This is a genomic window from Micromonospora sp. NPDC050397, assembly GCF_044901685.1.
Taxonomy (GTDB): domain Bacteria; phylum Actinomycetota; class Actinomycetes; order Mycobacteriales; family Micromonosporaceae; genus Micromonospora_G.
The window spans coordinates 97,843-110,744 of record NZ_JBJDPS010000008.1 but is presented as its reverse complement, the minus strand read 5'-3'; the positions used below and the strand labels follow the sequence as shown (position 1 = coordinate 110,744).

General features: G+C 72.4%; 8 protein-coding genes. 5 read left to right on the top strand and 3 right to left on the bottom strand.

Going from position 1 to position 12,902, the window contains the following annotated elements; translation table 11 throughout:
* Window positions 1–170: 170 nt before the first annotated feature.
* Both ACI2K4_RS24880 and ACI2K4_RS24875 read left to right on the top strand, forming a co-directional pair.
* Window positions 171–1,799, top strand: coding sequence for a cobyrinate a,c-diamide synthase (locus tag ACI2K4_RS24880; RefSeq protein WP_404514574.1), 1,629 nt, complete (start codon window positions 171–173; stop codon window positions 1,797–1,799).
* The gene (locus ACI2K4_RS24875) at window positions 1,796–2,365 is read left to right on the top strand and encodes a GNAT family N-acetyltransferase (RefSeq protein WP_404514572.1); all 570 of its coding nucleotides are present in this window, start codon (window positions 1,796–1,798) and stop codon (window positions 2,363–2,365) included. Before ACI2K4_RS24880 ends, ACI2K4_RS24875 begins: the two co-directional genes overlap by 4 nt.
* Window positions 2,366–2,458: 93 nt before the next feature.
* Here the strand turns inward: ACI2K4_RS24875 and ACI2K4_RS24870 are convergent, their stop codons facing one another.
* Window positions 2,459–4,624 carry a transglycosylase domain-containing protein gene (locus ACI2K4_RS24870; RefSeq protein WP_404514570.1) on the bottom strand — a complete coding sequence of 722 codons (2,166 nt, stop codon included), beginning with the start codon at window positions 4,622–4,624 and terminating at the stop codon, window positions 2,459–2,461.
* 123 nt (window positions 4,625–4,747) lie between these two features.
* Here ACI2K4_RS24870 and cobC point away from each other — a divergent pair, with 123 nt between their 5' ends.
* The 3 genes from cobC to cobA are packed head-to-tail and all read left to right on the top strand — an operon-like array spanning window position 4,748 to window position 8,585.
* The gene (gene cobC / locus ACI2K4_RS24865) at window positions 4,748–5,890 is read left to right on the top strand and encodes an Rv2231c family pyridoxal phosphate-dependent protein CobC (RefSeq protein WP_404514567.1); all 1,143 of its coding nucleotides are present in this window, start codon (window positions 4,748–4,750) and stop codon (window positions 5,888–5,890) included.
* Complete coding sequence (locus ACI2K4_RS24860) at window positions 5,887–7,272, top strand: nicotinate-nucleotide--dimethylbenzimidazole phosphoribosyltransferase (protein WP_404514566.1); 1,386 nt, start codon at window positions 5,887–5,889, stop codon at window positions 7,270–7,272. The genes cobC and ACI2K4_RS24860 overlap by 4 nt, the downstream gene beginning before the upstream one ends.
* 8 nt (window positions 7,273–7,280) lie before the next feature.
* Window positions 7,281–8,585, top strand: coding sequence for a uroporphyrinogen-III C-methyltransferase (gene cobA, locus ACI2K4_RS24855; protein WP_404514780.1), 1,305 nt, complete (start codon window positions 7,281–7,283; stop codon window positions 8,583–8,585).
* Window positions 8,586–8,752: 167 nt separating this feature from the next.
* On the opposite strand, the gene otsB is transcribed toward cobA, so the two are convergent.
* Window positions 8,753–11,329 carry a trehalose-phosphatase gene (otsB, locus tag ACI2K4_RS24850; RefSeq protein ID WP_404514779.1) on the bottom strand — a complete coding sequence of 859 codons (2,577 nt, stop codon included), beginning with the start codon at window positions 11,327–11,329 and terminating at the stop codon, window positions 8,753–8,755.
* A gap of 26 nt (window positions 11,330–11,355) precedes the next feature.
* Complete coding sequence (locus ACI2K4_RS24845; protein WP_404514565.1) at window positions 11,356–12,756, bottom strand: trehalose-6-phosphate synthase; 1,401 nt, start codon at window positions 12,754–12,756, stop codon at window positions 11,356–11,358.
* Window positions 12,757–12,902 lie beyond the last annotated feature (146 nt).

Below are 12,902 nucleotides of genomic sequence, written 5' to 3'. Positions count from 1 at the left end.
GCTACGCCCGTGTCCGTCGAAGGCGGGTCGGGGGGACCGGGTGGGCAGGGCAACCGTTCTGCCGTACGACCACGTTCTTACCGGTAAGCGCTTGTCCGCAACTGACAGCTTCACCCCGCACCCTGACCCAGCCCGTCGTCGCCGATCCGTCCGCCCCCGAGGAGCCGATCATGACCGCCGTGCCGCGCGTGCTGGTGAGCGCGCCCTCCTCCGGACACGGCAAGACCGCGGTCGCCGTCGGTCTGCTCGCCGCGTACGCGGCCCGAGGGCTCGACGCCGCCGGATTCAAAGTCGGGCCGGACCAGACCGACGCCGCGTACCTCGGACTCGCCGCCAACCGGCCGGCGCGCAATCTCGATCCCCGGCTGGTCGGACCGCACCGGGTCGCGCCGATCTTCGCGTACGGCTCGGCCGGCGCCGACGTGGCCGTGGTCGAGGGGACCATGGGGCTCTTCGACAGCCTCGCCGGCCGTTCCGAGACCGACTCCACCGCCGCCGTGGCGACCGTGTTGCGTACGCCGGTGGTGCTGGTGGTCGACGTGTCGGCGATGGGGCAGTCGGTGGCCGCGCTGGTGCACGGGTTCCGCGCCTACGACGAGATGCTCTGGCTCGGCGGGGTGATCCTCAACCGGGTCGCCTCGGACCGGCACGAGCAACTGCTCCGGGAGGCGCTGGACGACATCGGCGTACCGGTCTTCGGTGCGCTGCGCCGGCATGAACTGCCTGCCGCGCTCCCGTCCCGCCAGCACGGTGTGGTGCCGGTGCTGCACCGGGGCGTGGAGGCGTACCGGGGGGTGCGCCGGCTCGGCGAGGCGATCTCCGCCACCATCGATTTCGAACGGCTCCTCTCCCTGGCCCGCTCGGCGCCCCGGCTCGCCACCGAACCGTGGTCGCCGCAGGAGGCGCTGGCCGGTCTCCGTACGCCGGCTCCGGGCCAACCCGGTCCCGGGCAGCGCGGCCCCGCTCCGGCCGGCCCCGGCGGTCCCCGGCGCCCGGTGGTCGCCCTCGCCGGCACCGCCGCGCTCTCCTTCTCCTACCCGGAGACGGCCGAGTTGCTGGCCGCCGCCGGCCTGGAGGTGGTGCCGGTCGACCCGCTCCACGACGAGCGGTTGCCGGAGGGGACCGAGGCGCTCGTCGTCGGCGGTGCCCTGCCCGAGTCGTACGCGGAGGAACTGTCGGCCAACCGGCGTCTCGGCGCGGACGTGGCCCAGCTCGCCCGGGGCGGCCGGCCGGTGCTGGCCGAGGGGGCCGGGGCGCTCTGGCTGGCCCGGGAGTACGACGGGCGGCCGATGTGCGGGGTGCTCGACGCCACCGGGGTGAGCACCGACCGGATCGTGGTCGGCTACCGCGAGGCGACGGCGCGGGCGGCGAGCGTGGTCGCCCCGCTCGGGGCCCGGCTGGTCGGTTACAAACAGCATCGCGGCCTGCTCGACCCGCGCGCCGGGCAGACACCGGCCTGGACCTGGGGCAGCGGTACGCCGGAGGGCTTCGTCTGGCGGCAGGTGCACGCGTCGCAGCTCATCCTGCACTGGGCGGGTGCGCCGGAGATCGCGGGCCGGTTGCTCGGCGCGCTCTCCGTACCGGGTCCGTTGGCGCCCCGGGCGGGGGCGGAGCCGGTTGCCGGTGGACGGGTCGGACCGGTGAGCGGGCCGCTGGCGCCCCGGGAGGGCGCCGAACCGGTCGCCGGCCCACGGGCGGTCCCGGTGGGGCGGCCGACGGTCACGGCGGAGTCGGGTGCCGGACCGGGGCGGGGGGAGCGGCCGGGGCCGGGTGGCCCGGACGGCGGGATGTCGGCGTGAGCGGGGAGGTGGCCGTCCGCCGCTTTCCGACCCTCACCGTCTCGACCCCGCGCGCGCACGTACGGCCGCTGATCGACACCGATGTCGAGGCGGTCGCGGCGATTTTCGCCGACAAGCTCACCCAGCGCTGGTTGCCGTTACCGGAATCCTCCGGTCCGATCGACGCGCGCGCGTGGTGTACCGAGATGGCCCAGGAACGGCGGGACAGTGGCAACGGTGACCACTACGGGGTGATCCGTCGCGAGGACGACCGGCTGGTCGGCTCGCTCTGGACCAAACGGACCGACTGGTCCGGCCGGGTCACCGAGGTCTGTTGCGCGATCGCCCCGGAGGCGCGCGGGTACGGACTCGCCGCAGAGTCGGTCCTCGCGCTCGCCATCGCGCTGATCCTGGAGCACGGCTTCCAGCGGGTGGAACTGCGAGTGGCGCCCGGCAACATCGCCTCCCGACGGGTGGCGGAGAAGGCCGGCTTCAGTTACGAGGGGCTGCTGCGCAACGCCGGCTACGCCCAGGGCGGCCGGGTCGACCTGGAATCCTGGTCGTTTGTCTCCGCCGACCTCCGCTGACCTCCACCCCACCACCGCGCCCCTCACTCTCTGAGGCGTTAGGAGGGGGCCCTTCCTATCCCTATGCGTTAATAGGGGGCCCTTCCTTACAGCTCAGCGGGTGATGTTGAGGGAGGGTGGGGCGAACTGGCGTACGGGTTGGTCCTTGAGCGCCTCTTTCAGGGTGTCCGAGACGGTGCTGACGGGTTTGTTCGACTGGGCGTCACCGACCGCGTTGAACGGGTTGTCCGGGTCGGCGAGGAAGCTCGCCATCGCGTACTCGGGGGTGTAGCCGACGAACCAGGCCGACCGGGTGCTGTCCGTGGTACCGGTCTTGCCGGCGACCGGGCGGCCGACCGTGCCCCTGACGCTGTCGGCGGTGGACCAGCCACCACACGAGCCGCGCGCCGGGGTGTCACCGGTCGGGCAGCGGGCCGCGTCGGTGGCGGCTCGGGCGGCGTCCGCGCTCACCTCCTGGTGGCACCGGGGCTTGGCGGCCTCGACCTGCGCACCGCTCTTGGTGGTGATCATCGTCGGGGTGCCGTCCGGGTTGCTGATCGAGGTGACCGGGATGGCCTCGCAGAACCGGCCGTCGGCGGCGATGGCCGCGTACGCGTTCGCCATCTCCAGCGGTGTGACGTCGGAGACGCCCAGCACGAAGGCGCCCCACTCCTTGCGCTTCTCCGGTGACGCCTGCCGCTTGTCGACGTCCGTACGCCACTGCAACCCCAGCCGTTCGGCCAGCTCGACCGCCTTGTCCGCGCCCACCGCCTGTTCGAGCTGGACGAAGTAGGTGTTGACCGACTTGCCGAAACCGGACCACATGGTCTGCCGGCCGGTCATCGCGGCGCTGGCGTTGGACGGGCACCAGAGCCCGCCGCAACTGCTGGTGGTGCCGCCACCAGGATAGATCGAGGTGATTTTCATGGGTGAGTCGTACGCGGTCGACAGCGGCATGCCGGCGTCGAGCGCGGCGAGCATGACGAACATCTTGAACGTCGAGCCGGCCTGGTAGCCGGGGAGGTCACCGCCGCCGAGCAGCGGGTTGACCGTGTTCGGGTAGTTGCCCTTCATCCGGGCCCGTTTGCTCGGGTCGGAGTGGGGGCCGTTGTCGCTGGAGTCGAGCGAGTAGACCCGGTTGACCGCCATCGCCTTGACCCGCCCGGTGCCGGGTTCCACGGCGACCAGGCCGTGCGCGAACGGGCTGCCCTCGCTCTCCTTGGCCAGTACGTTCTTCTCGGCGATCTCCTGGACCCGGGGGTCGATACTCGTGGTGATCTTGAAGCCGCCCCGCCGCAGCTTGTCCAGGCGCTCCATCGAGTTGGTGCCGAAGCCGGGCTGGACCGACCACCACGATTTGAGGTAGTCGCAGAAGAAGCCCCAACTGTTGTACTCCTTCGAGACCGAGGCACAGTCGTTCGGCGGGGTGGAGAGCTTGAGCTTGATCGGCTCGGCCTGCATCGCCACCGCCGAGTCCGGCGAGATGTAGCCCATGGCGCGCATCCGCTCGATCACGTAGTTGCGCCGGTCGGTGGCGGCCTTCTGGTCGTTGACCGCCGGGTCGTACTCGGAGGGGGCCTTGACCAGGCCGGCGAGGGTGGCCGCCTCGACCGGGCTGAGGTCCTTCGGGTGCTTGGAGAAGAAGATCTCCGAGGCGGCGTAGATGCCGTACGCGCGGTGACCGAAGTACGCGGAGTTGAGGTAGCGCTCCAGGATCTCGGTCTTGCTCATCTCCTTCTCCAGGTCGAGGGCGATCCGCATCTCGCGCAGCTTCCGGATGCTGGTCTGCTCGGTCGCCTCCTGCACCTCCAGCGGCGTCTGGGCGCTGTCCCGCAGCGCCATCCGGACGTACTGCATGGTCAGCGTCGAGGCGCCCTGGGAGACGCCGCCGGCCTGCTGGTTCGCCACGAAGGCGCGGGCCACGCCCTTGGCGTCGACGCCGTTGTGCTTGTAGAAGCGGGAGTCCTCGGAGGCGACGATCGCCTGTTGGATGTAGGGCGACATCTCCCCGATCGGGGTGTACTTCCGGTGCTCCTCGTAGAACGTGGTGAGCAGGGTCTTGCCGTCGGCGCCGTACACGTAGGTGGTCTGCGCGGGTGAGGTGTGGCGCAGGTCGCGGGGCCGGTCGCGGACCAGGTCCCCGGTCGCCTTGGCGCCGAGCCCGCCGATCGCGACCAACGGGAACGCGGCGGCGGCGAGGATGACGCCGGCGATGAGCCCGGCGCGTAGCAGGGGAAGGAAGCGGTTGCCTTCGGAAGGCGAGAGGGTGGGCTTCGTCACCCTCTTAAGCTATGACAAGGTCCGTTTTAACCTGATAAAAATTCGCGAACGTGGGCGTCGTTCTCCGCGCCGCAGCCCCAACCCCGTTGGCCAGCGGTTGTGCCGCCGGGCAGGATCGCCACCATGCATCCGCAGGTAACCGCGCCGCACCCGCCGGTGAGCGCGCCCCGGCCACCGGCGCCCGGCGAGGCGGTCCCCGATCGGCCCGGGGAGATCGAGATCGACCTCGGTCACCATGGTGACGTCGAGGTGGTGCCCGGTCTGGTGGACCTCGCGGTCAACGTCCGGCGGGCGCCGATGCCGGACTGGCTGGCCGACCCGATCACCGCGTCGCTGGGCGACCTCGCCAGCTACCCCGACCCCGGTCCGGCCCGCGCGGCGGTCGCCGCCCGGCACCGCCGGCCGAGCGAGGAGGTGCTGCTCACGGCGGGGGCCGCCGAGGGGTTCGTGCTGCTCGCCCAGGCGCTGCGCGGCGCCCGCCGGCCGGTCGTGGTGCATCCCCAGTTCACCGAGCCGGAGGCGGCGCTGCGGGCCGCCGGGCACCGGGTCGAGCGGGTGCTGCTGCCGGCCGAGACCGGATTCCGGCTCGACCCGGCGCTGGTGCCGGAGGATGCCGACCTGGTCTTCGTCGGCAACCCCACCAACCCGACCTCGGTCCTGCACCCCGCCGACGTACTCGCCGAACTGGCCCGACCGGGTCGGGTGCTGGTGGTCGACGAGGCGTTCGCGGACACCACCACAAATCCCGACGGGCCGGTCGGCGAGGAGCCCGAGTCCCTGGCGGCGCGGCGCGACCTGCCCGGCCTCGTGGTGGTGCGCAGCCTCACCAAGACCTGGGGACTGGCCGGGCTGCGGATCGGCTACCTGCTCGGACCGGCCGACCTGATCGGTCGGTTCGGCGCCGTACAGCCGCTCTGGGCGGTATCGACGCCGGCGCTCGCCGCCGCCTCGGCCTGCGCGACGCCGGTCGCGGTCGCGGCCGAACGGGAGATCGCGGTACGCCTCGCGGCCGACCGCGAGCACCTGGTCGCGCGCCTGGCGGCCCTGCCCGGCGTACGCGTCGAGGGCGCCCCGGCCAGCGCCTTTGTGCTCGTCCACCTGGCCGGTGCGGCCGAGGTACGACTCGCCCTGCGGACCCGTGGTTACGCGGTGCGCCGGGGCGACACCTTTCCGGGGCTGGGCGCCGACTGGCTCCGGGTGGCCGTACGGGACACTGCCACCACTGACGCGTTTGTCGCCGTGCTGGCGGAGATCCTGGAGGCATGATGTTGGAGGCGTTGATCGCCACGATCCGCCCACTCGACGCCGAGGCGATGGCGGCGGCCCGTGCCCTGCACAGCCGGCTGACCAAGCCCGCCGGGTCGCTCGGTGCGCTGGAGGAGCTGTCGGTACGCCTCGCCGGGCTGGCCGGCACCTGCCCGCCGCCGCTGCCCGCCCCCGCCGCCGTGGCGATCTTCGCGGCGGACCACGGCGTGCACGCCCAGGGTGTGACCCCGTGGCCGCGCGAGGTGACCGCGCAGATGGTGGGCAACTTCCTCGCCGGTGGCGCGGTGGTCAACGCGTTCGCCCGGGAGACCGGCGCGTCGGTCACCGTGGTCGACGTCGGGGTGGCCACCCCGCTGCCGGACTTCCAACCGGCCGGTGGTGACGAGCCGGCCGACCCGGAGCACCCGACCACGTACGACGAGCGCACCGCGCTGGACGATCTCGTCTCCCCGGACGCGCTGGTCGACCTGGACGGCCCCGCCACCGCCACCGGGGCGGGTACGGGCCGACCGACCGCACCGGCCACCATCTTCGACGAGCGCACCGCGCTGGACGATCTCACCTCCCCGGACGCCCTGGTCGACCTCGACGGCCCCACCCCCACCGCCGCCGTACCGCCCCAGCGGACCGCCGCCGGTCCCGTGGCGCCGGCCGGCAACGCCACCCGCGAGGAGCCCGGCAACGCCGGGTTCCGGGTGCCCGCCCTGATCCAGTCACGGGTCCGCCCCGGCACCCGGGACATGACCGTCGAGGCGGCGCTCACCAGGGACGAGGCGCTCGCCGCAGTCGAGGCGGGCGTACGGACCGCCGTCGAGTTGATCGACGCGGGGGCGGGCATCCTGCTCACCGGGGACATGGGCATCGCCAACACCACCGCTGCGGCCGCGCTGATCGCCGTACAGACCGGCCTCACGCCGGCCGAGGTGACCGGCCGTGGCACCGGGGTGGACGACTACACGTATGCCCGCAAGGTGGCCGTGGTGGCGGCGGCGCTGGCCCGGCACCGCCCCGACCCGGCCGACCCGCTCGGCGTGCTCGCCGCCTTCGGCGGTCTGGAGCACGCCGCGCTCACCGGGTTCATCCTCGGCGCCGCCGCCCGGCGGACCCCGGTGCTCCTGGACGGGGTCAGCGCGGTCGCCTCGGCCCTGGTCGCGGCGGCGTTCGCGCCGGACGCGGTGGGTGCCATGATCGCCGGACACCGGTCCGCCGAGCCGGGTGCCACCGCCGGCCTGCGCAAACTCGGTCTCGAGCCGCTGATCGACTTGGGGCTGCGGCTCGGCGAGGGGACCGGTGCGCTGCTCGCGCTGCCGGTGGTCGCCGGCTCGGTCCGGGTGCTGCACGAGGTGGCCACGTTCGACGCGGCGGGAGTATCGGAGAAGTGACCCAACAGATCGGTGCCAACCCCTACCCGCTCGGGCTACGGCTCGCGGGGCACCGGGTGCTCATGGTGGGTGGGGGTGCGGTGGCCACCCGCCGGGTGCCGGCGCTGCTCGACGCGGGCGCGCTGGTGGAGGTCGTGGCACCCGAGCTGACCCCCGCGCTGCGGGCGCAGGTCGACGCCGGCCGGGTCCGGTGGACCGAGCGCCGGTTCGAGCCCGCCGACGTGGACGGGGCCTGGCTGGTGCAGGTGGCCGTCGACGACCCGGTCGCCGCCGAGGAGGTGAGCGCCGCCGCACTGGAGCGCCGGGTCTTCTGCGTACGCGCCGACGACCGGACCGCCGCCAGCGCGTGGACCCCGGCGGTGGTCCGGCACGGCGCCGTGACCGTGGCCGTGCTCGGCGGCGGCGACCCGCACCGCGCGGTGGCCGTACGCGACGCCATCCGCGACCACCTCACCGACGGCACCCTGGTAAGGAAGGGCCCCCTGTTATCGGATTCGGTAGTAGAAGGGCCCCCTGTTAACGCCGAGCTCGGCCGGACGGGACGCGACGGCCGGACCGTCGGGCGGGTGGCGCTGGTCGGATCCGGGCCGGGTGACCCGGAGTTGATCACGGTCAAGGGGCGGCGGCTGCTCGCCGAGGCGGACGTGGTGGTCGCCGACCGCCTGGTGCCCGGACTGCTCCTGGACGAGCTGCGGCCGGACGCCGAGCTGGTCGACGCGTCGAAGATCCCCTATGGCCCGGCCCGTACCCAAGAGGAGATCAACCGGATCCTGGTCGAGCGCGCCCTGGCCGGCGCGTTCGTGGTCCGGCTCAAGGGCGGCGACCCGTACGTCTTCGGCCGTGGCGGCGAGGAGGCGCTCGCCTGTGCGGCGGCTGGCGTACCGGTGACTGTGATCCCCGGCGTGAGCAGTTCGATCGCGGCGCCGGCGCTCGCCGGCATCCCGGTCACCCACCGGGGGGTGGCGCACGAGTTCACCGTGGTCTCCGGACACCTGCCCCCCGACGACCCGGCCTCGCTGGTCGACTGGGCGGCGCTGGCCCGGCTGCGCGGGACGCTGGTGGTGCTGATGGGGCTGAAGAACCTGGCCGCGATCACCGCGACGCTGCTGGCCCACGGGCGGGAGCCGGGCACGCCGACCGCCGTGGTCCAGGAGGGTACGACCGGAGCCCAGCGATCCCTGCGGGCCACCCTCGGTACGGTGGCCGACGCCGCCCGTACCGCCAACATCAGGCCCCCCGCGGTGGTCGTGGTCGGCGACGTGGTCGGCACCCTGCCCACCACCGCCTCCGTGGCACCGACCCCGACTGCCTGACCCAGTGGCTCCGGCCGGTCCCCCTCCCGGCCGGAGCCCGAGGTCACACCGTCACCGTCGCGACCACCCTCACCAGGTCAGGCTCTGGGCGCACCGTGCCCGGCGCGGACATCAAGCCTGACGGTCCACGCCGGGCACGGTGCGCCCAGAGCCCACACCCAACTACCTCACTCCTTGACCATCTCGTCCAGCAGCAGCGCACACCGGATCAACCCCAGGTGGCTGTACGCCTGCGGATGGTTGCCCAACCCCCGCTCGGCCAGCGGGTCGTACTGCTCCGGCAGCAGCCCGGTCGGCCCGGCCGTGTCGACCATCTGCCCGAACAACTCCTCCGCGTCCGCCCGTCGGCCGGTACGCAGGTACGCCTCGATCAGCCAGGCGGTGCAGATGTGGAAGCCGCCCTCGCGCCCCGGCAGACCGTCGTCCCAGTGGTAGCGGTACACCACCGGCCCGCTGCGCAGATCCGCCTCGATCTTGAGGACCGTGGCGAGGAAGCGCGGGTCGTCGTCGGGGAGCAGACCGGAGAGCCCGATCCAGAGCGAGGAGGCGTCCATCTCCTCGTCGCCGTACGCGACGCTGTAGGCGCCGACGCCCTCGTGCCAGCCGTACTCGAGCACGTTGTGCCCGATCCGGTCACGCAGCTCGACCCAGTCCGGCCGGTCACCGTCGCCGTGGCGGCGGACGATGTGCAGCGCCCGGTCCACCGTCATCCAACACATGACCTTGGAGTAGACGTGGTGCCGGGGAGGGAGGCGGGCCTCCCAGAGCCCGTGGTCGGGCTCGTGCCAGCGCCGGCTGACCGCCTCGACCATCGACTCCAGCACCCGCCACTCGGTCTCCAGCACCTCACCGCGCAGGTCGGCGACGGCCGCGAGCAGGTCGGCGATCGGCCCGAAGACGTCGAGCTGGAGCTGGTGGTTGGCGAGGTTGCCGACCCGGACCGGCCGCGAACCGGCGTAACCGGGCAGGGTGTCGATGACCGCCTCGGCGCCGAGTTCGTAGCCGTCGACGGTGTAGAGCGGGTGCAGCCGTTCCGGGTGGCCGCCGGTGCGCTCGACGCAGCCGTCGACCCAGCGCAGGAAGGCTTCGGCCTCGGTGAGCGAGCCGAGGTCGACCAGGGCGCGCGCGGTCATCGCCGCGTCCCGCAGCCAGCAGTAGCGGTAGTCCCAGTTGCGTACCCCGCCGAGCTCCTCGGGGAGCGAGGTGGTCGCGGCGGCGAGGATCGAACCGGTGGCCTCGTGACAGAGCCCGCGCAGGGTGAGCGCGCTGCGGGCGACGAGTTCGCGGTCGTGCGAGGGAAGCTTCAGGCTGGCCACCCAGTCCCGCCACGGCTGCTCGGCGGCGGCCTGGCGTTCGGCCAGCGGGACCCGGTGATGCGCCAGGCTGTGCGAGCCGAAGCGGAGTTCCAGGGTGACCGATCCGCCGGCGGCGGCGAGGTCGACCACGGCCCGCGCGGTCTCGTAGCCGCCGTCGGCGACCACCTGCCACTCGATGCCCGGCGCGTAGAGCGCGATGGGCTCGTTGGAGCCGAGCACCAGCAGCCCGTCGGCGAGCGGTTGGAGTTGGACCGCCACCTGGCCGAACTCGGGGCGGGGGGCGAATTCGAGCCGGACCCGGCCGGAGCCGGTGAGCACCCGGACCAGGGTCGAGTCACCGGAGATGACCGCGGAGCCGGCCGGCACGTTGTCCGACGACGGCCGGTCGAGCCAGTCGGTCACGGTCAGCCCGGACCAGCGGGTCTCCACGGTCATGGTGCCGGGCCGGTAACGCTGGCCCAGCGGCAGTCCGCCCCGCTCCGGCCCCACGCTGAAGTGACCGGCCGGCGAGCCGCCGACCAGGTCGGCGAAGATCGCCGAGGCGTCGGGTTTCGGGTGGCAGAGCCAGGTGACCTTGGCCTCGGGGGTGAGCAGCGCGACGGTACGCCCGTTCGCCAGCATCGAGTGGCGCTCGATCGGCACCGCCCGCTCGCCGAAGAGCCAGGTGCGGCGTACCTGGAGCAGTAGGCCGAGCACCCGGGCGGCCTCGACCGGGTCGGCCACCCGGTACGCCGCCTGGGTTTCGCCGCTGCCGATCTTGATGCCCAGGTCGGGGCCGTGCAGGTTGGCGAAGGCGTTCTCGTCGGTCACGTCGTCGCCCATGAAGAGCACCGCGCTGGCCGAGATCTGGGTACGCAACTGGTCGACCGCGGTGCCCTTGTGGGTGGGGATCACCGACAGCTCGATGACCTCCTTGCCCTGGGTCACCGTCACGCCGGACCAGGTCGCCGGACCGTTGCGCACCGCGTCGACCACCCGGGACGCGACCTCGGGCTGCGCACCACGGGTGTGGACCGCGATGCTGGCCGGCTTGCTCTCCAGCCGTACGCCGGGCTGCTCGGCGGCGATCCGGCGCAGCTCGTTGCGGAGCCGGGTGCGGACCTCGACCAGTTCCGGTGCGAGGCGCTCCACGAAACCGATGTCGAACTCGGACCCGTGGCTGCCGACCAGGTGCACCTCGCTGGGGAGCCGGGAGAGCGTGGCGAGGTCCCGTAGCGCCCGGCCGGAGACCACGGCCACCGTGGTCTGCGGCAGGGCGGCGAGGGCGCGTACGGCGGCCACCGACTCGGGCAGCGGGACGGCCTTGCTCGGGTCCTCCACGATCGGCGCCAACGTGCCGTCGTAGTCGCACGCGACCAGCAAATTGGGGGAGCGTGCGATCCGGCCGATCGCGTCCCGCAGTGCGGGATCGATCGTGTCCAGGCTCATCGACCCGGTGTCCAGTACGGACGTGCTCACACTGCCTCCGTTTCGGGCACGCCCAGCTCGTTCAGGAAAGACCGGGCCCAGTGTTCGACGTCGTGGGTGCGCAGGTGGCGCTGCATGATGCGCATGCGCCGCCGAGCCTCCACCTTGTCGACGTGGACCGCGCGCAGCAGCGCGTCCTTCACCCCGTCGGGGTCGTGCGGGTTACAGAGGAAGGCCTGGCGCAACTCGGTGGCGGCGCCGGCAAACTCACTGAGCACGAGCGCGCCGCCAGAGTCGGCGCGCGATGCAACGTACTCCTTGGCCACCAGGTTCATTCCGTCTCGCAGTGGGGTCACCATCATCACATCAGCCGCGCAGTAGAGCGCGGCAAGTTCACTGCGACTGTACGACTGGTGCAGATAGTGAACAGCAGGTACACCGACACGCCCAAATTCGCCATTAATCCGGCCAACTTCGCGCTCGACCTTTACCCGTAGTGCCTGGTAGTGCTCGACCCGTTCGCGACTCGGGGTGGCGACCTGCACCATAACGGCATCCGGAACTGTCAACTTTCCGTCAGCCAGTAGCTCGCGGAAAGCCTTGAGGCGAAGTTCGATGCCCTTGGTGTAGTCGAGCCGGTCGACGCCGAGCACGACGGTCTTCGGGTCGCCCAGCTCGGCCCGGATCTGCTTGGCCCGGGCCTGCACCGCCGGGTCGGCGGCCATTCGCTCCATCTCGGCGACGTCGATCGAGATCGGGAAGGCGCCGGCCTTCACCTGACGCCCGTCGACCTGGATCATCTGTCCCTCGTACCGGAGGCCGAGCAGGTGCCGGGCGAGCCGGACGAAGTTCTGCGCGGCCAGCCGCTGCTGGAACCCGACCAGGTCGGCGCCGAGCAGGCCGCGCAGCACCTCGGCCCGGAGCGGCATCTGCATGAACAGCTCGATCGGGGGGAATGGGATGTGCAGGAAGAAACCGATCCTCAGGTCCGGCCGCAGCTCGCGCAGCATCGCCGGCACGAGTTGGAGCTGGTAGTCCTGCACCCAGACGGTGGCGCCCTCGGCGGCCACGTCGGCCGCGGCCTCCGCGAACCGGGCGTTGACCAGCCGGTACGCCTCGCGCCAGCGACGTTTGTAGGCCGGTGTCTCGACCGCGTCGTGGTAGAGCGGCCAGATGGTGGCGTTGGACTGGCCCTCGTAGTACCGCTCCAGTTCCTCGGCGCTCAGCGGAACCGGGTGCAGCCCGATGCCATCGAGGTTGAACGGTTCCGGGGCCGCGCCGACGCCGCCGGCCCACCCCACCCAGGTGCCCTGGTGCTGGACCAGGACCGGGTGCAGGGCGGTGACCAGGCCGCCCGGACTTCGGCGCCACTGGCGGCCCTCTGGGGTGGTCACCTCGTCGACCGGCAGACGATTCGCCACGACCACGAAAGAGCTACGTTCCGTCACGATCTGTGCACCTCCGGTGATTCCGCGGTCCACCGCTGAGCGTACTGAGCGTAGCTGCGGCGCCTACCTCGCGGTGCCACTCTTACTGCCCTGCGGGACGCTGTGGGCAAACCGGCAAGTGATCTTGACAATATCGCCCGTCGGCA

Excerpts from the sequence above, each read along its gene's own strand:
- cobC (WP_404514567.1), top strand. The coding sequence starts at position 4,748 with ATGCATCCGCAGGTAACCGCGCCGCACCCGCCGGTGAGCGCGCCCCGG.
- ACI2K4_RS24880 (WP_404514574.1), top strand. The coding sequence starts at position 171 with ATGACCGCCGTGCCGCGCGTGCTGGTGAGCGCGCCCTCCTCCGGACAC.
- ACI2K4_RS24860 (WP_404514566.1), top strand. The coding sequence starts at position 5,887 with ATGATGTTGGAGGCGTTGATCGCCACGATCCGCCCACTCGACGCCGAG.
- otsB (WP_404514779.1), bottom strand. The coding sequence starts at position 11,329 with ATGAGCCTGGACACGATCGATCCCGCACTGCGGGACGCGATCGGCCGG.